Here is a 24,917-nt window from a genome sequence, read left to right as displayed (position 1 = left end):
TCATGAAATTAAAAGCCAGTGATTGGGGATTAGTACTCATTAAAGATATCATTGCAACAATTCTGGTTTTATTTCTATTTGTTGGCGCATGTATGGCCATTCAACCGCAATGGCAGACAATTAACTGGCTAAAAGAATCCCAATGGTTATGGCAGCATCGACCAATTGCGATAGGGATTATTTCACTAGGTAGTGCGATGATTTGGTTATGGACTTTGTATACCATTTATGAGCATGCGCTATTACATTTAGTTACGGCAGAAGTTGTTCGCATGAGTGCGCATGTCTTTGATGGCGCAACGCAGCAATTACCGGTTCGGGTTCATTCAAGGCATATGCGACCACTCCTAAAAAGTATTAATGGGGTCTTTGATGCCGCGCAAACCGCACAACTGCAAGGGAAAGCGATTGAGAAATCAAAAGATGAAATGATTGGTAATATTTCACATGATTTACGAACCCCATTAACCGCATTAATTGGTTATTTAGGGTTGGTCAAGATGGACAGTAGTTCCGATAATGTTGAAAAGTATGTTGGTATCGCTTTTGATAAAGCAGAACATATGCGCTCTTTGGTGGAAGACCTATATGAGTATGTTCAAGTTAATGGGAGCGATTTTAAAATGCAACTGCATTTTGCCCCATTGGATCTCACGGCCATGTTGAATCAATTGGCCGTTAACTATGAATTAGAATCTAAAGAAAATCAGATTGTTGTCAGTGCGGTAACCAGTCAAGATCGGATTGAGATGGTCGGGGATCAAAACCGACTGGCGCGCGTCTTTATGAATTTAATTTCGAATGCATTTAAGTACGGCGAAGGTGCGACATTCATTCGCTTGTCAGCACAAATTATTTCACCTGAGATGGTTGAAGTACGTGTTGAAAATAACGGCCAACCCATTCCAGCTGAGGCGCTAAATCGTGTTTTTGATCGTTTCTATCGGGTCGAGAGTTCACGTAACTTGAATACGGGTGGCTCTGGTCTTGGACTAGCAATTGTGAGTGGCATTATTGAAGGTCATGGCGGAAATGTTCGCGTCGAATCAAACAGTGATTTAACCAGTTTCGTCATTCAACTGCCACTTCAACCTGAGGCGTAATTGCTGGTATGTGACCAGTGACCTGAAAAATGTGACGCCATTAAAGGGGTGTCGAAGAGACTGACTAAAAGCATCGACATCGATGCTTTTTTTGTTATACTAAGCGATAACTATGTATTGAAGGGAGATAGCGATGCGTGAATTCATGTCGTTTGACCGTAACTTAAAGCTACGAACATTGACGGTCTTTTTAACGGTTCTATTAGGCAGTGCCGTTGGCCCAAATATGACTATCTATTATGTGCGATATTTTGGTGCTTTTATTACTGGTATGCTCTTATTGTTAATTGCAGTGTCAGGCTTCTTTGCAGGATTGGTTGGTGGTTATTTATCCGATAAAATTGGGCGCAAACCAGTGATGTTAGTTGCGGCTGCAATGATGATTGGTGGTTATTTCATTGCAATGTTAATGAATTCGCCATGGATAACAAATCACCATGTTACTTATATTGGTTTTTTTATGGCGTCTGTGGGCGCTTCATTTGCTGATCCGGCTGAACAAGCCATGATGATTGATGCATCAACGACCGAAAATCGTAATTTTGTTTTTGCATTGATTTATTGGGTAATTAATATTGGTGTGATGATTGGTGCGGCAATTGGGGGATGGTTTTTTCAAGCCTATTTATTTGAACTCATGTTAGCCCTTGTTGGCGTTGGTCTCATTAATGGTGCGATTGTGTTATTTTTGATGAGTGAAACATACGTGCCAACAGTTCAAGAGCAGACAACGTTTTTTGACGGTGTTAAATCGTATGTGAGCGTACTTGCTGACCGTCGATTTTTGCTTTTTCTCATTGGGTCAGTCGCAGCAATCACGGTTATGATGCAACCGGATTATTATTTGGCAACGCATTTGGGTGAATCATTCAAAACCACAATGATTTATGGCGTCAGTATATATGGCCAGCGAATGTTGTCATTGATGATGATTTTAAATACAGCCATGATTGTTTTGATTTTTGGTGTTGTGACGCGTCTAATGAGCCGTTTGTCGCTGACAATGGCTTTTGCACTTGGCATGATGATTCAAGGCATCGGTTTTGCTGTTGCTTTTTTGGTCAATTCATTTTGGCCAGCATTGCTAGCAACGGTTATTTTTACGGTTGGTGAGATGATGAACGTCGCACCAAGCCAAACAATTCGGGCTAAGTTGATGAATCCAACACAATTGGGAGCTTATTCAGGCGCTTTTTCGGCCTCACGACCTGTTGGTATGATGGTGGCAAGTGGTATGGTTAGTATGTCCCAGCGCATTGGTAATGTTGGTTGCGCGCTCTTGATTATTGGTATCACGATTTTGGCAACATATTTGGTGTTAAAAGCAGATCGGATGCCTGCAAATTTTGTAGGCTTAGACGAGTAGGTGAAGTAGAAATGATGAAAATTGCAGTCAGTAGCGATAATCACTTCGATGTGAATCGATTAGATGTGTCAGCAATGATTGATGCACAAGCTGCATATCTATTGCAGCAGAGAGTAGATGTTTACTTAATTGCGGGTGATTTATTCAATAGTTTTGAAAAGTCGCTTGATTATGTCACGCGATTACAAACTGCGGTAGGCACGCAGGTTTTAGTACGCTTTATTGCTGGAAATCATGATATGGGGCGCGACGTGTCTTTTGATGAGTTAGAGACAGCCTTGAGTCCATATTATTTTCATCATCAAACCTTGGATTTAGGTAATTGGCAAATTATTGGCAATAATGGGTGGTACGATTATTCGTTTGCCAGTGGACCAGATAGAGATCAAATTGTGCAATTTAAACGCGGATTGTATTATGATCGTGTGATTGAACAACCGATGACGGACCCAGAACGTACCCAATTGAGTTTAAAGCAATTAGGGGTGCAATTAGATGCGGCTCAAACGGCAGGGAAAAAAGTAATCATTATTCAACATTTTGCACCCCATGGGCTAGATTTAAGTTATCCGCAGCATGTGGCGCGTTGGTTGATGATTAATGGTGTGATGGGTTCAAATCAATATGCGCAGCTATATGCACAGTATCCTAATGTGCAACAGGTTTACTATGGACATACACATCAAACGTTGCTAACACGACATTTGGGAACGATTGCTTATAATAATGTGAGTGTCGGATATCAACGTGCCAGAATACCAGAATGGACGGCAGAAACGTTCATTGAAAGTTGGAAAAACAAAATTCGCTACAAAGTGTTGACAAATGATTAAAATGTCTGTATTATATTTATTTGTTGATGTGTTGCATTTAACATCTTGGGAGGTTAGCGAAGTCTGGTCAAACGCGGTGGACTGTAAATCCATTCCTTCGGGTTCAAAGGTTCGAATCCTTTACCTCCCACCATTAATGGGGTATAGCCAAGTGGTAAGGCAGTGGTTTTTGGTACCATGTAGCGTAGGTTCGAATCCTACTACCCCAGCTAATTTTAAATACCATGATAGCGCTTCGGTGTTATCATGGTATTTTTTGTTATTGATTGTTTTTTGAAAAGGTCAGATAGAATTAGCGAAAAAAATAAAAATTAATATCTTTTGAATGTTAACGTTAACAGTTGAAAACAAGAAATTAATTAAATGTTTTAAAAATAATTAAACAATAAGTTTAATTTGAATATAATGGTTATTTTCTCATTCTATAGCCATGTTTATCATAGCTTTTTATATTTATTTTGACTGTTTTTTGCCATAAAAACTAATGAATTTTCTTAAGAAAACTTGTAATATGCCGTAACTCCTGCTATTATTGTAACATTATTAAATTTTGTACATATTTTGTAGAAAGCTTAGGAGTTCATTGTGAAAGAAGATAAAAAATTTTTAGGACAGCCGTGGGGCTTAGCGACCCTATTTGGAACTGAAATGTGGGAACGTTTCTCATATTATGGGATGCGTGCAATTCTTTTGTACTACATGTGGGATTTGATTGCTAGTGGTGATTTACACATTACCAAAGCAGTGGCAGCTTCGATTATGGCCATTTATGCTTCGATGGTTTATCTATCAGGTTCGCTTGGTGGTTTTATCGCCGATCGGATGATTGGTTCGCGTAAAGCCGTCTTTATCGGTGGTGTCTTCATCATGTTGGGGCACATTGTGTTAGCATTGCCATTTGGTGCAAATGCGTTATTTGGCTCAATTGCTTTAATTATCATTGGAACAGGTTTGCTAAAGCCTAATGTGTCGTCATTGGTTGGATCATTATATAGTGTCAATGATCCTCGTCGTGACGCAGGTTTCTCTATTTTCGTCTTTGGAATCAATTTAGGTTCATTTATTTCACCTTTGCTAGTTGGTTGGACGCAAAATAGCGTGGGATTCCATGCGGCATTTGGATTAGCTGCAATTGGTATGTTCTTTGGTTTGATTCAATACTATATTGGTGGGAAAAAGGATTTGCCAACAGATGCGCTTTATCCAACTGATCCGCTTCAACCAGAAGAAATTAAGCCATTAATTTTCCGGACTGTGATTGCTTTAGTCGTTTTGGGATTAGTTATCTCGTTAATGTTCTTAATGGGATGGAATCAAATTTCTGACTTTATTAATCTATTGACAGTTATTGCGGTCTTAGTGCCGCTGGCATATTTCATTCAGATGATTACGTCATCGAAGGTTACAAAACAAGAGCGTTCAAGGGTTCTTGCATATATTCCATTGTTCTTAGGTGCTGTTTTATTCTGGGCGCTTGAAGAACAAGGGTCAGTTGTATTGGCAACGTTCGCAGCTAATCGGACCGACACTTCTTGGTTCCCAGCGGCTTGGTTCCAGTCATTGAATCCTTTCTTCATTATGTTATATACACCATTCTTTGCATGGATGTGGACAAAATGGACAAAGAACGCGCCGTCATCACCACTTAAGTTTGCGATTGGGTTGATGTTTGCTGGTGCTTCATTCTTATTGCTTGCTATTCCTGGATCACTTTGGGGCACAGCAGGACGTGTGTCACCATTATGGTTACTTGGTTCATGGGCCTTAATTATTATTGGTGAAATGTTGATTTCACCAGTTGGTTTGTCAGTTACAACCAAGTTGGCACCTAAGGTCTTTACTTCACAAATGATGTCAATGTGGTTCTTAGCTTCAGCAGTTGGTTCAGCATTGAACGCACAATTCGTTGGCTTGTATAATCCATCAACTGAAATTCACTATTTCTTAGGATTTGGTGCCGCTGCAGTTGTTTTGGGGATTTTGATGCTCTTTATGGTTAAGACGGTTAAGCGCTTAATGGGTGGTATTCAATAATTTATTTTAAATCTTGGCGCTGATAGGCCAAGATTTTTTTATTGGGAGTATTGTTACAAGTAGTTAGGGGCGATTGTTGGCATAACAACAGTACGATGAGAGAAGTGTAGTATACTATAATCAGTTATGTTTAAGGAGTTTAGAATATGCTAGAAAATTACAATTTACGACAGAGAGGTTGGCAACGGGTTAAGACTGATTGGCTTAAAGTTGTTTTTTTGACGTGGCCATTAATTGTTTGGCAACTATTTTTAACAACACGTTCAGTTCAACAAACGGTCATTGAATCAACGCAAGGTCGCTCATCAGAAGGCCTTTCAATCACATCGCCCAGTTTTTATTTGTATTCACTTGGTCAAGGATTATGGTCGAGTTTGATTGAAGCGGTGCTAATTGGCGTGATTAGCTTTGGTGTCGTTTGGACATTAATTCTCTGGCAACGGTCAGACGAAGCACCACGTTCGCCACTTACCGCATCGTTTTACTTTTTTGGTCGGCAAACAGTGGTTGATTCAGTCGTTTTGATGGGCATCCGATTCCTATATACGATTCTATGGAGTTTGCTTTTGATTGTACCTGGTATTATTAAATCAATTGCCTATTCACAAGCTGAGTATATCTATGCTGAAGACGTTAAACGCGGTTTACCAATTGAGTCAATGAACGAATATATTACACGTTCACGCGATATGATGGATGGTCATAAATTACAATATTTCTGGCTACAATTCAGTTTTATTTTATGGTGGGTCTTGGTTGCATTAACGGCAGGATTGGCTGCCTTTTGGGTAATTCCATATTATCAAGCAACAATGGCTGAGTTCTATATTGAATTGCGCCGAGAACGCGAATTCGGTAGTCGGGCTGAGATTCGCGCTGCGCGTCCATATCCAACGACATCTGAGGATGATGAAATTTAATGTGATTTGCTAACGTCAGATGAGCTTTGATGGGTCAAATATGGGCAAATAAGCGATTAAAGACTATCGGTATCCGGTCTCATAATTATTTGCGTTGGTTGATTGCGTAAGAAAATGCAAGAATTGCCTGTCATAACTCGTTGTGACAGGTTTTTTGATGCCCATTAGTAATAATCAAAAAATATGACAAGCTTTGACGTCTTGCATATCAATATGTTGCAGTAAATAATGGGAATAATAACTGTATAAAAAGAGCAAAACATGATATATTTTAATTTATGTTTTTATTCAAATAAAGATGAGGCAGTGTCAAAATAATGAAAAAAAATACGAAAGGCAAGCGACGTTATATTACCGGTTTTGATGGGTTAAGAGCGCTAGCGGTAATTAGTGTAATGGCCTTCCACTTGTGGCCAGATAAAATTGCGGGTGGTTGGTTGGGTGTCCCCTTTTTTTCGTATTGTCTGGTTATTTGATTACTGATATTTTGATTCAAGAATACGATCAAACAAAGCAGATTCGTATTTTAGCTTTTTGGCAACGGCGTATTAAGCGATTGTACCCTGCACTAATTGTGATGCTGATGGCAACTTCAACCATGATTATCAGCTATTTACCGGCATTACTGTACAATTTACGTGCAATTTTGTTGACCAACGTTACCTATGTGTACAATTTATGGGCAACGGTCAATGGTGATTCATATTTTGATCAATGGGGCGGTGCTTCTCCGTTCACACATTTGTGGTCATTGTCGATTGAAGGCCAATTTTATCTAATTTGGCCGTTTATAGTTTTGTTTTTATTGAAAACAAATTGGCGTCGAACGAGAGTTTCATTGGGAATTATTGGGGCATCTCTGGTGTCAGCCGGCTTATTGGCTTTCTTTTATTCACCAGATAATATCAATCGAGCTTATTATGGATCAGACACACGTGTGTTTGCGATTTTGATTGGGACGAGTTTGGCCTTCGTTTGGCCGTCTAACCAATTGCGCCCCAAAGTGCGCGAGACAGTGAAAAAACGCATGAATTTAATTGGCTGGGGCACGATGGGTATGCTGTTGATTGCGCTAGTATGGCTGAATGGGCAATGGTCGATTACATACTACGGTGGGATGTACATTGTGACAGTGTTAATGGGGGTATTAGTTGCGATTACAGCACACCCCGCATCTCAATTTAGTCAGCTATTGAATAATCGTTATTTGAATTATCTCGGGACGCGGTCTTATAGCATCTATCTATATCAATTACCAGTATTTGTTGCGTTTGAACGCCTGTTCAAACATCATCCAAATGGTTTGGTTAGTTTGATTGAAATTGCTGTTGTTTTATTATTATCTGAGCTGAGTTATCGATTTGTTGAACAAGGGTTGCGCCGCTATCGACAACAAAATTTTATGTTAACGCGGGCATCACGGGTTTATGCCGTATTGAGTCTCTTCTTGATGATGGGGACTGTGACTGCTATTCATACAGCAGCTTCAGCGAAAGATAAGCCAATGTCGGCCTTAGAAAAACGTTTAAAACAAAATAAACAAAAGATGCTAGCTGCTAACCGAGCAGCGCGTCAAGCACAAAAGAAACATGGTCAAACCAGTGGTGCGCATCAGAGTACACAAAATAATGCGATTGCACAACGGTTTGAAATAACTGATCAAGCGTTGTCGCAACTCAACGATTTGAATTTCACAGCCGTGGGGGATTCATTATTACTCAATGCAGCACCTAATTTGCAACAAGTGTTACCTAAAATGGTGGTGAACGCTGAAGTGGGACGCCAAACGCAATCGGTGATTGATTTGTTAATCGGAATGGGACATGATAAAACATTGGCTGACAATGTTTTAATTGCGGTTGGCACTAATGGTGTGGTGAAACCAGATATGATTAACGCGGTCATGACCGCTGTCGGCCCGAACCGTCAAATTTATTGGGTTAATGCCTATGCCGATCGACCATGGGTTGCCACAAATGATGCGAATTTAGCCGATGCGGCTAAGCGTTATCGTAATCTGCATATTATTGATTGGCACACAGCGGTATCTGGTCATACTGATTGGCTTGGTCCAGATGCAGTTCACCCAAATCCTGATGGTTCACTTGCATATACCAAATTAATTTTACAAATGATTCTTAAGTATCATCCTAGCTAGTTTTTTAACGGGGATTCAATATATTTTTATCATTGAGTTAAACGCATGAATCAGCGTAGCTGATTGATGCGTTTTTCATTGGAAAGAAGCAGTTTCTCGACTAAAAGCGGGTGGTCTGTCAAATAATTATGATTACAGTTTGATTTGACAAAAATGGGCATCTATTTTATATTATTAACCAGTTAATTAACTGGTTAAGGAAAGAGAGACTAATGGCAAATATTGAAGCAGTGGCTGAGCAGATTGATGGTTTTTTAAATTGTGTCCGGTTGATTTCTGAAAATCAACGTGAGATTTTATTTGGCAATAGTGGTGATATTATTACGACTACGCAAGGACATATTCTAATGCTTCTTGCACAAAATGGCCCACAGACGAACACACAACTGGCTGGTGCGTTAGAAGTGACGGCAGCAGCTGTGACAAAAGCGGTTAAAGGATTGTACGCTGAACCAAATGTGTATGTGACACCTGTCGCAGATGAACAGGATGGTCGAGTGATTCGTTGGACAATTACGGCGTCCGGTGGCACTTTGGCTTCGGAACATGCGCGTTGTCATCGAGAAACGATTGAAGAATATCAACAGATTTTAGCTGATTTTTCAGCTGACGAGCAACAAACGATTACAAAATTCATGACGCAATTAGAAACAAAATTACGGCAGGAGAATGCACATGGTAAAAAATAGACACTACATGTTTATCGTACCAATTATTGGCGTGTTGCTATTGTTATCGCTAGTTGGTTATCGTACTTATCAGAATCATGAAGCCCAAAAAGTTAACCAACAGGGCATCACAATTGTGACCAGTCTTAATATGTATGGTGAGATTGCAAAGGCGGTTGTGGGCAATGCTGGGACAGTGACCAGTATTTTGAATAAGTCAACGATTGATCCGCATGACTTTGAACCAACTGCCCAAACAGCGAAAACTTACGCACAAGCAGACCTAGTGGTTGTTAACGGTGGTGGATATGATGTCTGGGCGACTAAGTTAGCACGTGCTAATAAACAAGCCAAGCAAATTAATGTTGGGCAGCTGTTTAACTATCAGGATGGGGACAATGAACATTTCTGGTATCGTGCGGAAATGGTTGACCGATTGACGCGTGAATTGACACAAAAGCTCAGTCAGTTGGAACCAAAACGGGCAGCATACTTTGCGGCTAATGCAAACAAATATCGCGCCAAAATGGCGCTGGTAAACGCTAAACGTGCGACGGTAAAACAATTACTAGCTGGAAAAACGGTGATGGCGACGGAACCGGTTTATGATAATGCACTGGCAGGATTTGATGTTAAAATTGCGAATCAGGCATTCGCTCGGGCGGTTGACGAAGGAAACGATCCAACGCCAACTGCGGTTAGAAACTGGCAAAGTGAAATCGAATCAGGTCAAGTGGCACTGGTTTTTGAAAATACGCAAACAACAGGGAAAGTTGTGGCTAATGCGTTAAAGATAGCGCGTGAAAAACAAGTGCCAATCGTTAAGGTAACTGAAACTAAACCAGATCATTTAACCTACGTTGCATGGCAATTACAAATTTTAACTGCGATAGAAGAGGCGTTACAAAAATGAAGTTGTTAGAAGGCCATCAGATTGGCATTAATTTTGATGGGCGCTGGTTATATCAAGATGTTAATTTTACTTTGACCGCGCACCATATTTTAGCTTTAATTGGTGAAAATGGGGTGGGTAAGACCACGCTGTTACGGGCAATTTTGGGAGAACAGGCGGTATCTGCTGGTGAATTAACATGGCATTCATCGCAAGCGGTTGTAGCCTATGTGCCACAATATCGTGCTGATATGCAGGCGTTCCCCTTAACGATTAAAGAGTATGTGAGTTTAAGCATGGATCATGGAATTCGCCCTTGGTTCACATCAGCTGAAAAGGAATGGCTGACGCATATTATTGCAGACACCAAATTGACGGCTATTGCTAATCGTCGCATTGACCAAGCGTCCGGTGGTGAACGACAACGGGCATTCTTGGCACAAGCGTTGGTTAGACGCCCCCAGATTTTAATTTTAGATGAAGCAACGGCTAATTTAGATCAACACGCAAAATTTGAGTTGATGGATGTTGTGGATCATTATCGCCAACATCATGAATTGAGTGTTATTATGGTGAGCCATGACACAGATATTGTGCAACGTTATGCCGATGACTATTTATTCTTGACGGCAGGCACAAGCGAATTTGGGACATCACCTGACGCGGCAATTTCCCGAATGAAACAAGGTCAGGAGGCGACACAGCATGTTTAATTATGAGTTTATGCAGCACGCCTTTGTCGTTGGCACCTTAATTGCAGTTGTCTCAGCATTTATTGGGGTCTTTGTTGTGGCAAAGCGCATGGCATTTTTTGGCCATGTGCTAAGTGAAATTGGCTTTGCGGGCGCTGCCTTTGGTCTTTTTATGGGTTGGTCACCGTTACTAGGGATGTTGTTATTCACGATTGTTTCCGCAGTTAGTATTGGTCAAATTGGTTTGAGCGAGCAACGGTCAGAATCGGTGATTTCAGCCGTTAGTGCAGTCGCCATTGGGCTAGGCGTCGCATTTTTAGCACTTTCGCAAAAGAACGCCAGCGCGGCAACTGGCATTTTGTTTGGTTCAATTTTTAGTATCAGTGCTGAAAATGTTTGGCAAGTTGTCGCTCTAGCATCGGTGGTGTTATTCGTCGGATTGCTTTTATATCGACCGTTACGTCATTTTGCTTTTGATGTGACAACAGCACGATACAGTTTAGAGCATCAGCTTGCGTTAAATGTGACTTTTTTGGTGATGATTGCAGTGACAGTTGCTGTATCAGCACAAGTCGTTGGCTCGCTATTGATTTTCATTCTGATGATTTTACCTGCGTCAGCCGCAATGCGCTTTGGACGTACAGTTTGGCAAATGATTGGACTTGCGATTTTGTTCGCCGTTGGTGGTGTTTGGGTTGCACTTGTTTTGGCCTATTGGACTAACTTACCAGTGAGCTTTTTCATTGCCCTTTTAGAAGCTAGTATTTATTTTTTTAGTTTGTTAAAAACACGTTGAACCAAGCCTTCAAATTATTTGGAGGCTTTTCAAATTAAGTAAAGCGACTAGTATGTGTAATGTCGATTGATGAAAATTTGACATTTTTAACGTTAGAAGTACGCAGAATTAAGGGAGATACTTATCACGGGCGCGGGACTATGGTAAGATTAGAAAGACAATTTACGAGGAATAGGTATATCAAATGTTAACTGTATCAAATGTTTCGGTCGCATTTTCTGGGAAAAAATTATACGACGAAGTTAACCTAAAGTTTACGCCAGGTAACACATACGGTGTGATTGGCGCCAACGGTGCGGGTAAGTCAACCTTCTTGAAGGTCTTAGAAGGTAAATTAGCACCGACAACTGGTAACGTTTCAATGGAAGCCAATGAACGCATGTCGTCATTGGTACAAGACCACTTTGCTTTTGATGAATTCACTGTTTTGGATACAGTGATGCAAGGCTACAAGGAATTGCATGATGTTAAAAATGAGATGGACGCCATTTATTTGCACGATCCTTTTACGGATGAAGATGGGATTAGAGTCGGTGATTTATCAGCTCGTTTTGAAGAAATGAATGGTTGGACCGCCGAAACGGATGCTATTCAACTTTTACAAAGTATCGGAATTGATGAGTCGATGCACCATACGTTGATGGCTGACTTGCCAGAGTCGACTAAAGTGAAAGTTTTGTTGGCGCAAGCATTGTTTGGTAACCCTGATATTTTGATTTTGGACGAGCCAACAAACGGATTAGATACTAAGACCATTGCTTGGCTAGAAGATTTTCTAGCTGATTATCAAAATATTGTGATTGTTGTTTCCCATGATCGACACTTTTTGAATGCCGTTTCAACGATGATTTTGGATGTTGATTTCGGGAAAATTAAGTTGTTCGTTGGGAACTATGATTTCTGGAAAGAATCTTCAGAATTAGCTGCGCGTTTGCAATCAAATGCGAATGCTAAGAAGGAAGAGCAAATTAAAGAATTGCAAGACTTTATTGCGCGTTTCTCAGCTAACGCTTCTAAATCAAAGCAAGCAACGTCACGAAAGAAGCAATTGGACAAAATTACATTAGACGATATTCAACCGTCAACGCGTAAGTATCCATATATTCATTTTGATATTAATCGCGAAATTGGAAATGACTTGGTGCGCGTTGAAAACTTGTCTAAAACGATCGATGGGGTCAAGCTACTTGATGACATTACCTTTACTTTGTCACCAAATGAAAAGACGTTAGTGATGGCAGAAAATGACGTAGCAGCGACTGTCCTTTTGGATATTTTGGCAGGTCGTCTTGAACCAGATAGTGGGACTGTGACGTGGGGTGTCACAACGACTCGCGACTACCTTGCTAAAGACATGGGAAGTAATTTTGAGAAGCCTGACATGCCAATTTTAGACTTCTTGCGTGATTATGCCTCAAAGGAAGAAAATGATAATACTTTCTTGCGTGGCTTGCTTGGCCGGATGCTATTCAGAGGTGAAGATGCTGAAAAGACGTTAGACGTCTTGTCTGGTGGCGAAAAAGTACGCGTGATGCTTTCAAAGTTGATGCTAACCAAAGCCAATGTCTTAATTTTGGATGATCCAACGAATCATTTGGATTTGGAATCGATTACGTCACTAAACGATGGCTTGGTTGATTATCAAGGCGCTTTGATTTTCACATCACATGACCATACATTTGCTCAGACTATTGCCGACCATATCGTGGTCGTATCAGATCAAGGATCAATTGATCGTGCTGAGACAACTTATGATGAATTTATGGCACATCCTGAAGTACAAAAACAAATGCTTGAAAAATCAATTGTTTTGTAAAAACAATTTGTCATTTTGGGATAAATAAAATCAGACGATTTATTTTTATGCTTAAATTGATTAAAATAAACTATAGTTAGACTAAGAAGGGGGAGCTTAACGGCTCCTTTTTTGTGAATTGAGAGGCAATGTTATGCAAGATTTAACGAAAGGGAATCCCGCTAAATTAATTGTGTTATTTACACTACCAATTATTGTAGGTTACCTATTTCAAAATTTATACAATATCATTGATACATTAATTGTCGGGCAAACCTTAGGCGTCAAAGCATTGGCCGCAGTCGGATCAACCGGTGCAATTATGTTTTTGTCATTGGGCTTTGTCGGCGGATTAACATCCGGGATGTCGATTATTACCGCCCAGCGCTATGGGGCTAAAGATATGCAAGGTGTGAAACGGTCTTTTGGGCAGAGTATCATGGCGGCTTTTGTTGTCACCATTTTTTTAACAGCTATTGGTATGGTCGGCTTACGCCCACTACTAGTCATTATGCAAACGCCAACACCAATCTTTGAGATGGCGCACATCTTTATTTTGGTGATTTGGGGTGGTGTGATTACTCAAGTTGGCTATAATGTTTTAGCAAATGCCATGCGGGCAGTCGGTAATTCGCGCGCGCCACTGTATCATTTGATTTTGGGGATGTTAATTAATATCGTATTAGAGTTGATTTTTATTCTCGTCTTTAAATGGGGGACGGCTGGGGCTGCTTTCGCTACGGTTGTTGCCTATGGTATTTCAACCTTAACGAGTTGGTGGCACATCGTGCGTTATATTCCAGCATTGCATATTACATGGGCTGATTTAAAATGGGATCGAGCCGAAATTCGGACCCATCTGTCGGCAGGGTTGCCAATGGGATTTCAGCAATCAATTATTGCGATTGGATCAATGACCCTACAAGCGGCTATTAATTCATTGGGGACGGACTCAGTGGCAGGGTATACTGCCGCCTCGAAGGTCGACCAAATCTTAGTGTTGGTTTTGATGTCATTTGGGGTGACGATGGCAACGTATGTAGCTCAGAATTATGGCGCTCGCGAATATCAACGTATTATTGACGGTATGAAGCGGGTTTTGCAGATGAGTATTGGTTCAGCAGTGGTTTTAGGGGTGGCTGAAATTATCTTTGGGCATTATTTAGTCAATCTATTTTTGAATGAAGCTGGTGGTCATGCAGGCGAAGTGAAGCATCTGGCTCAAATCTTCTTTTGGGCGAATGGGCCATTTTATGCTATTCTAGCGGTTTTGTTTGTCTTACGATATGCGTTACAAGGATTAGGCGACACAAAAACACCCACGATGGCTGGTATTGGGGAAATGCTGATGCGGTCATTAGCTGCCTTTACATTGGTGGTTTGGCTTGGCTTCTTTGGCGCTAGTTTCTCTAACCCTCTGGCATGGATGGCATCAGTGTCATTCTTGGTACCTGCATGGTTGAAGTTTCATAAAAAAATTATGCGCCAAATTCAAAATCAGGATGAGTCCCAATTAAAATTATAATGATAACGAATCCATCATTGAGTGAATTAGAGAATTAATTCATTTGAAACGTCATTTGATAGTGTGGGCAATGACATGAATGAGTCATACTGTATAATTAAGAGTTGAAGGACTGTATGGCGAAAGGAGTGAGTTTTGGACGTTGAAAAGTTTACGTATTTTGAAATGACGATGGTCAAATTTAACGCACTTGAACTCGTGCCGATTGTGGTTGGCACGACAGCCATGGAAATGATTACTGGTTATGATTTTGGTGCAACGGTGGTGCCGATAGCTTTACCAGATGCAGTTATTGCTGACAATGATCAGTTAAATCAACAGTTGCAAGCGATGGGTTTCAATCGAATTGGGGCAGTGGACGACCCTGTGTTTTTCGATGGGCATCTATCATTGGCCTTGATTAGTTATGGTGAACTAACGGAATTGTTGGGACATGCGGTTCCTATGGATTATATCTTTGAACATCGTCAACCCGATTATCGAGTATTAACAGCCTATGATTTGACGCGTCTCTTTGATACATTGGCCACAGCATCAGCGCGGCCAACTGAAATGCGACAATCAGATTTACAAAAAGTTGATATGTTGCGTGAATTGGGTTACTTATTTGACCGTTTACCTTTACGGCAGATGAATCATATGCATCCGCTTGCCAAGCTCGCATTTCATTTTGCAGTCCCTAGTGATTATGCAGCTATTGACCAGTTAATGATTGATAATATTTCAGATCAACAATTACGACAGGCGTCTCAAAAACTGATACAACAAGCACGTCAAGCACATGGTATGTACCCGCCAACAGAAATTGTGGCTAAACTAGACGGCAAGCTAGTTGGGTATGCCTTAGTAACACCGACACTGCTTCAGGCAAAAAACCAAGATGATGAATGGTTGGTTGGTCTACTTAACCCCTTGGTCGTGGCCACGCAATACCGTGGTCGCGGAATTGGTTGGCGGTTGCAAGCTGAGGTTGAAATTGCAGTTGTTTTGTCATCGCCAGCAGTCATGTTGGTGACCCAGACCGCACCTGAGTATTGGCCTAATTTTGGGTATGTCCCAATTGAACAAACAAAAGTTAAAGCGTCGGCTACTTTTGGACAGGCTGATTTAAGTTTGAAAGAGTTGTTCCCAACGGTACTTGAAACGGTTGACGGACAATTATATTTTCCAAATGAAGCAGATTAAAGGAGTAACTCATGATTAAGGATATCTTAGCGTTAATTGGATTGTTTATTAGTGTGTCATTAATGGTGGTTGGAAAAGATCTAAAACGTCGCCAGCTCATCATGTTGGGCGGGGTTATTTTATTAGTCACTTTATTTGGGTGGCTGTGGTTATAACAGTTTAATTTTAAATAAGGATATTGATAGATGAAAAATTTAAACATGTTAAGTGAACAATATCCATTTGTTGCAATGTGGTTGATAATCATTGCAACTTTTTTTGTGATACCAATTATTGGGAGTTATCTTGTGTCGTTGATCATGCGTCGCAATAGCCGGCTTATCGGGGGAAAGGTATATTTGGCATGGTTAGGTATTATCGTGCATGAGTTATCACACGCGTTGATAGCCATTGTGTTTAGACATCGTATTCAAAAAATGGTGCTTTTACAGCGACCAGACCAAAATGGCACATTGGGCTATGTACAACATGCGTATGATGTCAAAAATAAATATCAAATGCTTGGAAATTTTTTTATCGGGATTGCACCCATCTTTGGCATTAGTGGGGTGATGTATATTGTGACCCTTTGGCTTTGGCCAAGTTTAGTTCAAATGCCTTTTGCTTGGCCCAATACATGGTGGCAAGGCGGTTTATGGCTTTATTTGATGTTGACATTGTTCTTTGGAATTGATTTGAGTGCGTCAGATTGGCGTGGTGCCCGCACGGGGATGATTCTGTATTTGTTCTTACTAACAATTAGTAGTATGGTAGTTATATATATCGGAAAAATCCAGGCAGTAATGGTCTGGTCACATTTAACACGACCATTTTTAATTTTCTTTGGATTATTGATTGTGCTGGGGCTTGTTATTCAATTTATTGCAAGACTGCTTATTCGGTAAGTAGTAGATAGGAGTGTATATGCAGAGTCTGTCAAAACGTGATCGTGGCGTTTTGTATATTTTAATGGCCGGTGTCTTTTTGAGTTTTCTAAATCAAACGTTAATGAATACCGCATTACCTAGTATTATGCGAGAATTTAACATCACGACGGCACTTGGCCAATGGATGACAAATGGTTACATGTTGGTGAATGGGGTGATGGTCCCATTAACCGCTTTTTTAATTCAACGGTATAAAACAAGAAACTTATACTTAACAGCGATGGTGATTTTTGCGACGGGGACGTTAATTGCTGGGTTCGCGCCAACGTATCCAATTTTAATCACTGGACGCATGATTCAAGCGATTGGCGGTGGTGTCTTTGGACCATTAATGAACGTGATCGTGATGAATCTATTTACCAGTGACAAACGTGGTGCCGCCATGGGAATCATTGGGTTAGCATTAAATTTTGCGCCGACAATTGGACCTACTTTGTCAGGATTCATTGTTTCAAATGTCTCATGGCGTTGGTTATTCTTGGGCATCGCCCCACTGATGATTATTGATTTAGTGCTCGCCGCATTGATGTTAGGCAATATCGGGGAACAAAAGTTCTTGAAGTTCGATTTTGTTGGCGTGATTTTGTCATCGATTGGATTGGGTACGTTATTGTATGGTTTCTCAAATGTGGGAACCGGCGATTGGACCAGTCCAAACGTTTGGGCCTTTATTTTAATTGGGTCATTAGTGACCTATGGTTTCGTGTTTCAACAGACGCATACGAGTGTGCCTTTGTTAAACTTCAAAGTTTTCACTTATCATAATTTTTGGGTGGCCGTATTGATTAACGTGGTTTTGATGACCGCGCTTTATGGTGGAGCATTGATGTTGCCACTTTACATGCAGACGGTACGAGGAACGTCTGCTTTGATTTCTGGCTTGGTCATTATGCCAGGTGCCTTAGTGACTGCGATGTTGTCACCAACATCTGGTAAACTTTATGACCAGTATGGTGCGCGCGTCTTGGCACCGATTGGCTTGGGGATTACTTTTGTTGGTACCGTGATTCTTTCAAGTTTAGCGCTTGATACACCCCTTTGGGTGCCGGTTGTGGGGCAATTTATCCGCCAAGTGGGACTAGTCTTAGTCATGATGCCGATTCAAACTGAAGCATTTAATGCAGTGCCATTAGCTTTGATGCCTGACGCATCAGCCGCCTTTACAACAGTTCGCCAAGTGGCAGCGTCGTTTGGGACAGCGGCCCTAATTACGGTGTATAGTTTGGTAACCTTAGCACAAAAACAAGCCGGTCATTCTTTGAAAGTCGCTGAAATGCAAGGTATTCATACTGCATTTTGGATGGCATCATTGATTATTGTTGTTTCTGGCTTGCTCACATTATTGTTGCATAAGCGCCAACCATCAGCGTGATGCCAGTTATTGTTAAATTAAAAATTGGTCCGACCATTTCATTTTGGTTGGACCAATTTTGTTGTATAATAGAAAACATGATTAACAGTGAGAGGAAAAAAAGACTGTGGCAGAAGAAGGCGCTATTTATGCGCGCGTGATGATTGATTTACAAAAAAGAATTAATGCAGGTGCCTTTGAAACATTGAAATTACCAGATGAACGGTCGCTAGCAGCTGAATACAATGTGTCACGGAGTTCGATTAAACGTGCCGTGAGTGGATTAGTTGGTCAGGGAATTATTTTTAAAAAACGTGGGGCCGGTACATTTGTTAACCCGCTTTATTTAAAAAATAAATCATTATTTCGTTCAATGGGCGCTAATTTAGGTGTTTCTGATTCGTTTCGACACAATGGTGAAACACCAGCTATTCATTTGCTGTCTGCAAAAAAAGAGCCAGCCGATGAAGAAACCCGTTTGGCCTTGTTTTTAGAGCCAGGGGAAGAAGTTTGGAACGTATCACGATTAAGAACGTTACAGAGTAAGTATTTCATGTTGGAAAAAGCCTTAATTCCAGTTAAACTATTGCCTATGGCAACTGAAGAAAATTTTAAGTATTCGATGTTTCATTATGCTGAAACAGCAACTAAAAAAGCGGTCACAAAATCATTTGTGACCGTGACGGTTGAACCTTCAAATGCCCGTGATCAACAAATGTTAGATTTAAATGAAAACGAACCAGTCGGTGTAATGTCTGGAATCTATTTCCTAGATGATGGGACCCCATTTGAATACGGAACGATGCGGGTTCATTATCGGTATATGCATTATAATTCATTCGTTTCAATGGATGGTGAATAAATTAGTGACTATGCATTGATTCAATAAAAAAGTGAGGTTTCTTGAGTGATGCCTCACTTTTTAATTTGAAGTGATGATGAATCAACTGGCGATTAAGGACTAATAGATTAATGACGCCCTTGATGGGCTTCCAATGGTACATCATTAATATGCCAGGTCAGATGCGTTTGATACGTTTTATTTTTCATTAACGTTCCGGCTGGAATTGCAACGGATAATCCTTCCGATACTGTGTCTTTGTCGGTATTGGTTTTTCCAAATGAATAAGTGAAATTTCCAGGCGTATGTGCTTCAGGTCCCGCCATGACACACATCTCTTGGCCTACAGGCATGGTCTGTTCATTGTAGTAGCGAGTAAAGGCTGGGGAAGCAATTGTATCTGGATTGTCCGTCTGCTGGTCAGTGGTTGACATGACGAGAGCTGCATTTTTCAAGGTATCCCCATTGCTGGCAGTGAAAGTGTCGTCGTGAGTCACGGTGGCACACCAGAAATGGTGTTGACTTGTTGCACTATGTATTTGTAAAAATGGCGCGGTAGTAATCAATTCATTATCAATTGACACTTGATCTGGATTTGGAAGTAGGATGTGCTTGTGGGCAAAATAAATACCATGATAGGTCGCATCAGATGTTAGTCCATTTGCTGTCGGAGAAAATGTGATTGGTGATGCGTATGTAATGTATAGGTTATCTGCCCCTAATGGCGCCGGGACATTTTGGATCAAAGGCATTTCAGTTGTTGTCCGTTCATTACTGGCGTGTGATTGATTCGGGTGAGTGAGCGAACTACTAGTTGCTGAACTTTGCTTACCATAGAAGTGGACTGTCGCATTGGAATGTTGGGCATGCATTTTTTGAACGCTGAGGAAACCATAAGTAGCGCTGATGCCAATCCCAATGATGAGGAAAAAATATTTGAATTTTTTCATACTGCATTCTCCATTATTTTCGTAAATTCATAAATGAGATTAAAACCATTATTAATGTAACAAGAGGATATGAAAAATCATGGGGTGAAGTGTGCAGAATATGCAAAAAGGGATTTTAATTGGTGTTTATTGCGTTAGATACGACTGTTAGAAACGAGAATCTTAAATTTATTTAAATTGGTGCGGTCCAATTCAACATTTTCTATTGAAACCTAAACATTATTCTGTTATCATGGAGTTGTTCTTAGGGGATTGTCCCTAAGTTTTAATTCATATTTCTCACACCTATAAAGGAGATTTAATCAAAATGGCAGTAGATTTTGATTCAAAGGAATACCTTGCTAAGGTTGATGCTTGGTGGCGTGCTACCAACTACCTTTCAGCAGGTATGATCTTTTTGAAGAGCAACCCATTGTTCTCAGTTACTGGAACACCTATCGTCGCTGACGATGTGAAGGTTAAGCCTATCGGACACTGGGGAACTATCTCAGGACAAACGTTCTTGTACGCTCACGCTAACCGTTTGATCAACAAGTATGGTTTGAACATGTTCTACATCGGTGGCCCTGGTCACGGTGGACAAGTTATGGTTACAAACTCATACTTGGACGGTTCATATACTGAAAATTACCCTGAAATCACACAAGATGTTGAGGGTATGTCAAAGTTGTTCAAGAAGTTCTCATTCCCTGGTGGAATTGGATCACACATGACAGCTCAAACACCAGGTTCATTACACGAAGGTGGAGAACTTGGATACTCATTGTCACACGCAACTGGTGCAATCTTGGACAATCCTGACCAAATTGCTTTCACAGTTATCGGTGATGGTGAAGTAGAAACTGGGCCATCAATGACTGCTTGGCATTCAATCAAGTTTATCAACCCAAAGAATGACGGTGCGGTTTTGCCTATCTTGGATTTGAACGGATTCAAGATTTCAAACCCTACTATCTTCTCACGTATGTCAGACGAAGAAATCACTAAGTTCTTCGAAGGTCTTGGATACTCACCTCGTTTCATTGAAAACGATGATATTCATGATTACACTGCATACCACGAATTGGCTGCTAAGGTTCTTGATCAAGCGATCGAAGATATCCAAGCTATTCAAAAGGATGCCCGTGAAAACGGAAAGTACGCTGACGGTACCATCGCTGCTTGGCCAGTGATTATCGCTCGTTTGCCTAAGGGCTGGGGTGGACCAACTCATGACGAGTCAGGTGCACCTATCGAAGGTTCATTCCGTGCGCACCAAGTACCATTGCCTCTTGCACAAAAGAAGCTTGCTACTTTGCCTAAGTTTGAAGAGTGGATGAACTCATACAAGCCAACAGAATTGTTCAATGCTGATGGTACTTTGAAGGCCGAAGTTGCCGAAATGGCACCTAAGGGTGACAAGCGTATGGCTTCAAACCCATTGGCTAACGGTGGTCGTGCCCGTGGTGAAAAAGCAACTGATTTGACTTTGCCAGATTGGAAAGAATTCACTAACGACATTACTGCAGAAAACCGTGGAACTGAATTAGCTGACGGTAACCGTAACATGGACATGAACGTTTTGTCAGGTTACTTCGCTGCTGTTTCTAAGTTGAACCCAACGTCATTCCGTATCTTCGGACCTGACGAGACGATGTCAAACCGTCTATGGGAAATGTTTAACATCACTAACCGTCAATGGATGGAAGAAGTTAAGGAACCATTTGACCAATATGAAGCATCAGAAGGTCGTATCCTTGATTCACAATTGTCAGAGCACCAAGCTGAAGGTTGGCTTGAAGCTTACACCTTGACTGGTCGTGTTGGTGTCTTTGCATCATACGAATCATTCTTGCGTGTTGTTGATTCAATGATTACACAACACTTCAAGTGGTTGCGTCATGCATCAGAACAATCATGGCGTAATGATTACCCATCATTGAACTTGATTTCAACATCAACTGTATTCCAACAAGACCACAACGGTTACACTCACCAAGATCCTGGTATGTTGACACACTTGGCAGAAAAGAAGTCTGACTTCATTCGCCAATACTTGCCAGCTGATGGTAACTCATTGTTGGCTGTCTTTGGTCGTGCGTTTACTGAACGTCACAAGGTTAACCACATCGTTGCCTCAAAGCAACCTCGTCAACAATGGTTCTCTGTTGAAGAAGCAGCTGAATTGGCTACTGAAGGATTGAAGGTTATCGACTGGGCATCTACTGCGCCAGAAGGTAAGGCTGATATCGTCTTCGCATCTGCTGGTGTTGAGCCAACAATCGAAACTTTGGCAGCTTTGAACATTGTTAACCATGCCTTCCCTGATGTTGCAATGCGTTATGTTAACGTTGTTGAATTGATGCGTTTGCAAAAGAAGAACGGTCCTATGAACGAAGAGCGTTCATTGACTGACGAAGAATTTACTAAGTTCTTCGGTGAGTCAGGAACACCTGTTGTCTTTGGATTCCACGGTTACGAAGATTTGATTGAATCATTCTTCTACGAGCGTGCACATCTTGGACTTCACGTTCACGGATACCGTGAAGATGGTGATATTACAACGACTTACGACATGCGTGTTTACTCACACTTGGATCGTTTCCACCAAGCTAAGGAAGCTGTTGAAGCTCTGTTGGCAAATGGTGTCGTTGATGAAGCTAAGGCTGCTGGATTCTTTAAAGAGATGGATGACATCTTGGCAAAGCACTTCGACGTTACTCGTAACGAAGGACGTGATATTGAAGAATTCACTGACTGGAAGTGGTCACCATTGGTTTAATCAATCACGATTAAATAATGTAATTGAAAAAAGCAAGTGGTTTAATACCGCTTGCTTTTTTGTCGTTGCATTAGCTTTCTGCGGATGGCTCATCTGAAATAGACCAAGTCACTTCAGATGTTAATGCCCCAGGTTTAATCGTTTTTTGTGAATGACTTGGTATGTGCAAGTACCAGAGATTATCTGGTATTCCCGTTTCATTAGCATCAATTCCCCAAGCTGAGAAAGAATAATTAATGATTTGAATGCCACGCGACGTAATATTTGGATTGAACTTATATGTATCGGTTATTGGAAAATTTATCGTAGGTGGTCCAATATTAATCGGCATTTCTAAGGCAGAGAAATAGGCTGAATCGCTTGGACTATCCCCATCATAGTACCAGCCTTTCGATTGTTTAACTGTTATGATATGGTCAGCCGAACTTGGCCGCTGTAATCGAGAGTCAGCAATGGTTATACCTTCTTTCAGATTGCTATCGGTATTAGCAATAATAAAGTGTTGATTATATTCTGGTTTCAATAAAAGGCTGGCCAGATCAACTGATCCGAAATTAATTGGTGCGGCAGTAATTGACAGGTTACCTTCGGGTGCGTTCAGTGAAAAGTAACTAGGGCTAGTCGTATTGGCGGCTATCACAGATGTTAGGTTGACTGAATTGATAAGAATCAACATTGAATAAGCCAAACTAGGAATAAAAATAAATTTGAATTTCATAAGTATTTACCTGATTATGTATGATTGATTGAGATTTCAGTGGTGTCAGTAAATCTATATGTCTTATGTTATTAGTATAGTGAGTGACCGTGAAGAGAGCATGAAGATAATACTAAGATGAAAAAATGAAATAACAAAGAAAAGTCATAAAAAAATCAATTCTTTGAATTATTTTTAAAGAATAGATGTGTCAGTGATTGAAATCAGTGGAAGGGAATACATACATATGAAAAAAATTGGATTGGGAATGATGAGTTTAATCATTGGGCTGACAGGCTGTGTCGCTGGCATTAATGCCAAACAAAAAAATACACCGGTTAACCCGATGGGAGTTAGCGTGAGTGCAGTTTTACCCAGTAATCAATTTAATAAAAACCACACCTATTTTGATTTATTGGTTAAACCTGGAGAGGATCAAAAATTAACGGTCAATTTAACCAATGCAACTGATGATGCACAAGAGATGATTACAGCAGTCACGACGGCCAAGACGAATGTTAATGGGGTTGTTGAATACGCACCATCGAAAAACAAGTTAGATCAAACAATTCCCTTTGATTTAGGAAAAGCCACCGATTTTCCTAAGAAAATAACGGTACCAGCCCATCAAACGGTACCTTTCACATTTACAATTCATGTACCAAATCAAACATGGCCAGGAATTGTTGCTGGTGGTGTTTCAATTACTCAAGCAAAAGTGAATGATAATCAACAAACAAAGAAAAAAGCCGGGATTTCAATCTTAAATCGCTATGCTTACGCAATCGGGATTGTGATGCAAACGCAAGCAGATCATACAGTACCTGAAAAGCTCACTTTGAAGAAAGTCACTGCTGGGCAAGTATCATTACGTAATGCGGTGATGTCTGAACTGCACAATAAATCTGAAAATTATATTAATCGTGTTGCCATTCAATCAAAAGTTTATCGGGCAAACAGCAAGAAGGTTTTATATGAGAGCAAGCGTTCAAATATGCAAATTGCGCCGAATACAGTCTTTAATTATCCGTTAAGTATTGAAGGAACGGCATTTAAAGCCGGTAGATATCGCATGAAAATGACGGTTAAATCATCCCATAACACGTGGTACTTTACAAAAAACTTCACTATTTCGGCTGCAAAAGCAAAAACACTCAATGCAAAGGATGTGTCAATTGTGCATGATACTGGCATTCCTTGGTGGATTTGGCTGATTATTGTTTGTCTTGCCGGTTTGAGTGGTGTACTAGTATTTGTGGTTTTAAAACGCAAAAAGCAGGACCAAACCAACTAGGTGTGTTTGGTAAAAACAACAAATGCGCGCTGAAAAAATGGTGAATGCCATGGGTTTTGCATTTAATTAATCAATTGGTTGTCAATCTTTCGGTATTGAACTGAAGGTTGTCAACCAATTTTGGTTTAAT

General features: G+C 40.6%; 22 protein-coding genes and 2 tRNA genes. 22 read left to right on the top strand and 2 right to left on the bottom strand.

Annotated features, from left to right (window positions below; genetic code table 11):
* Window positions 1-2 precede the first annotated feature (2 nt).
* The 20 genes from H9L19_RS03400 to H9L19_RS03310 all read left to right on the top strand — a co-directional run bounded on the left by H9L19_RS03400 (window position 3) and on the right by H9L19_RS03310 (window position 19,106).
* On the top strand, window positions 3-1,103 hold the full coding sequence (locus H9L19_RS03400; protein ID WP_187529743.1) for a sensor histidine kinase: 1,101 nt from the start codon (window positions 3-5) through the stop codon (window positions 1,101-1,103).
* Window positions 1,104-1,236: 133 nt separating this feature from the next.
* Window positions 1,237-2,469 (top strand): MFS transporter, encoded by a 1,233-nt coding sequence (locus tag H9L19_RS03395; RefSeq protein WP_187529742.1) that lies wholly within the window; start codon window positions 1,237-1,239, stop codon window positions 2,467-2,469.
* Window positions 2,470-2,480: 11 nt separating this feature from the next.
* Window positions 2,481-3,302, top strand: a complete 822-nt coding sequence (locus H9L19_RS03390) for a metallophosphoesterase (RefSeq protein ID WP_187529741.1) — start codon at window positions 2,481-2,483, stop codon at window positions 3,300-3,302.
* Window positions 3,303-3,349: 47 nt separating this feature from the next.
* Window positions 3,350-3,435 (top strand) — tRNA-Tyr (locus tag H9L19_RS03385).
* 4 nt (window positions 3,436-3,439) lie between these two features.
* A tRNA-Gln gene (locus tag H9L19_RS03380) sits at window positions 3,440-3,511 on the top strand.
* Between the two features lie 373 nt (window positions 3,512-3,884).
* Window positions 3,885-5,336: a peptide MFS transporter gene (locus tag H9L19_RS03375; RefSeq protein ID WP_420832605.1), complete on the top strand. Its 1,452-nt coding sequence runs from the start codon at window positions 3,885-3,887 to the stop codon at window positions 5,334-5,336.
* Window positions 5,337-5,482: 146 nt separating this feature from the next.
* Complete coding sequence (locus tag H9L19_RS03370) at window positions 5,483-6,256, top strand: DUF975 family protein (RefSeq protein ID WP_187529739.1); 774 nt, start codon at window positions 5,483-5,485, stop codon at window positions 6,254-6,256.
* A gap of 317 nt (window positions 6,257-6,573) precedes the next feature.
* Window positions 6,574-6,732 carry a hypothetical protein gene (locus tag H9L19_RS08285; RefSeq protein WP_243198211.1) on the top strand — a complete coding sequence of 53 codons (159 nt, stop codon included), beginning with the start codon at window positions 6,574-6,576 and terminating at the stop codon, window positions 6,730-6,732.
* Complete coding sequence (locus H9L19_RS03365) at window positions 6,717-8,414, top strand: acyltransferase family protein (protein WP_243198210.1); 1,698 nt, start codon at window positions 6,717-6,719, stop codon at window positions 8,412-8,414. Before H9L19_RS08285 ends, H9L19_RS03365 begins: the two co-directional genes overlap by 16 nt.
* Window positions 8,415-8,626: 212 nt before the next feature.
* The gene (locus H9L19_RS03360) at window positions 8,627-9,103 is read left to right on the top strand and encodes a MarR family transcriptional regulator (protein WP_187529738.1); all 477 of its coding nucleotides are present in this window, start codon (window positions 8,627-8,629) and stop codon (window positions 9,101-9,103) included.
* The gene (locus tag H9L19_RS03355) at window positions 9,090-9,995 is read left to right on the top strand and encodes a metal ABC transporter solute-binding protein, Zn/Mn family (protein WP_187529737.1); all 906 of its coding nucleotides are present in this window, start codon (window positions 9,090-9,092) and stop codon (window positions 9,993-9,995) included. The genes H9L19_RS03360 and H9L19_RS03355 overlap by 14 nt, the downstream gene beginning before the upstream one ends.
* Window positions 9,992-10,687 carry a metal ABC transporter ATP-binding protein gene (locus H9L19_RS03350; protein WP_187529736.1) on the top strand — a complete coding sequence of 232 codons (696 nt, stop codon included), beginning with the start codon at window positions 9,992-9,994 and terminating at the stop codon, window positions 10,685-10,687. The genes H9L19_RS03355 and H9L19_RS03350 overlap by 4 nt, the downstream gene beginning before the upstream one ends.
* The gene (locus H9L19_RS03345) at window positions 10,680-11,462 is read left to right on the top strand and encodes a metal ABC transporter permease (protein ID WP_187529735.1); all 783 of its coding nucleotides are present in this window, start codon (window positions 10,680-10,682) and stop codon (window positions 11,460-11,462) included. Before H9L19_RS03350 ends, H9L19_RS03345 begins: the two co-directional genes overlap by 8 nt.
* 184 nt (window positions 11,463-11,646) lie before the next feature.
* Window positions 11,647-13,278: an ABC-F family ATP-binding cassette domain-containing protein gene (locus H9L19_RS03340; RefSeq protein ID WP_187529734.1), complete on the top strand. Its 1,632-nt coding sequence runs from the start codon at window positions 11,647-11,649 to the stop codon at window positions 13,276-13,278.
* A gap of 133 nt (window positions 13,279-13,411) precedes the next feature.
* A complete protein-coding gene (locus H9L19_RS03335) occupies window positions 13,412-14,782 on the top strand; it encodes an MATE family efflux transporter (RefSeq protein WP_187529733.1) in 1,371 nt (456 codons plus the stop codon).
* Window positions 14,783-14,917: 135 nt separating this feature from the next.
* Window positions 14,918-15,967 carry a GNAT family N-acetyltransferase gene (locus tag H9L19_RS03330; RefSeq protein WP_187529732.1) on the top strand — a complete coding sequence of 350 codons (1,050 nt, stop codon included), beginning with the start codon at window positions 14,918-14,920 and terminating at the stop codon, window positions 15,965-15,967.
* 11 nt (window positions 15,968-15,978) lie between these two features.
* Window positions 15,979-16,122, top strand: coding sequence for a hypothetical protein (locus H9L19_RS03325; RefSeq protein WP_187529731.1), 144 nt, complete (start codon window positions 15,979-15,981; stop codon window positions 16,120-16,122).
* A 30-nt stretch (window positions 16,123-16,152) separates the two neighbouring features.
* Window positions 16,153-16,851 (top strand): hypothetical protein, encoded by a 699-nt coding sequence (locus H9L19_RS03320; RefSeq protein ID WP_187529730.1) that lies wholly within the window; start codon window positions 16,153-16,155, stop codon window positions 16,849-16,851.
* A 19-nt stretch (window positions 16,852-16,870) separates the two neighbouring features.
* Window positions 16,871-18,265, top strand: a complete 1,395-nt coding sequence (locus H9L19_RS03315; protein ID WP_187529729.1) for an MDR family MFS transporter — start codon at window positions 16,871-16,873, stop codon at window positions 18,263-18,265.
* A gap of 139 nt (window positions 18,266-18,404) precedes the next feature.
* A complete protein-coding gene (locus tag H9L19_RS03310; RefSeq protein ID WP_187529900.1) occupies window positions 18,405-19,106 on the top strand; it encodes a GntR family transcriptional regulator in 702 nt (233 codons plus the stop codon).
* A 107-nt stretch (window positions 19,107-19,213) separates the two neighbouring features.
* Here H9L19_RS03310 and H9L19_RS03305 read toward each other — a convergent pair whose 3' ends face one another.
* Window positions 19,214-20,035, bottom strand: a complete 822-nt coding sequence (locus tag H9L19_RS03305) for a WxL domain-containing protein (protein ID WP_187529728.1) — start codon at window positions 20,033-20,035, stop codon at window positions 19,214-19,216.
* A gap of 307 nt (window positions 20,036-20,342) precedes the next feature.
* Here H9L19_RS03305 and H9L19_RS03300 point away from each other — a divergent pair, with 307 nt between their 5' ends.
* Window positions 20,343-22,796 carry a phosphoketolase family protein gene (locus H9L19_RS03300; RefSeq protein WP_187529727.1) on the top strand — a complete coding sequence of 818 codons (2,454 nt, stop codon included), beginning with the start codon at window positions 20,343-20,345 and terminating at the stop codon, window positions 22,794-22,796.
* Window positions 22,797-22,866: 70 nt separating this feature from the next.
* Here H9L19_RS03300 and H9L19_RS03295 read toward each other — a convergent pair whose 3' ends face one another.
* Complete coding sequence (locus H9L19_RS03295; RefSeq protein WP_187529726.1) at window positions 22,867-23,514, bottom strand: hypothetical protein; 648 nt, start codon at window positions 23,512-23,514, stop codon at window positions 22,867-22,869.
* 226 nt (window positions 23,515-23,740) lie between these two features.
* On the opposite strand from H9L19_RS03295, the gene H9L19_RS03290 reads away from it, so the two are divergent.
* A complete protein-coding gene (locus H9L19_RS03290; protein ID WP_187529725.1) occupies window positions 23,741-24,787 on the top strand; it encodes a WxLIP family cell surface protein in 1,047 nt (348 codons plus the stop codon).
* Window positions 24,788-24,917 lie beyond the last annotated feature (130 nt).

Source organism: Weissella diestrammenae, assembly GCF_014397255.1.
Classification (GTDB): domain Bacteria; phylum Bacillota; class Bacilli; order Lactobacillales; family Lactobacillaceae; genus Weissella; species Weissella diestrammenae.
Note: the sequence above shows the minus strand (reverse complement) of the source record. Positions and strands in the feature narration are given on the sequence as shown.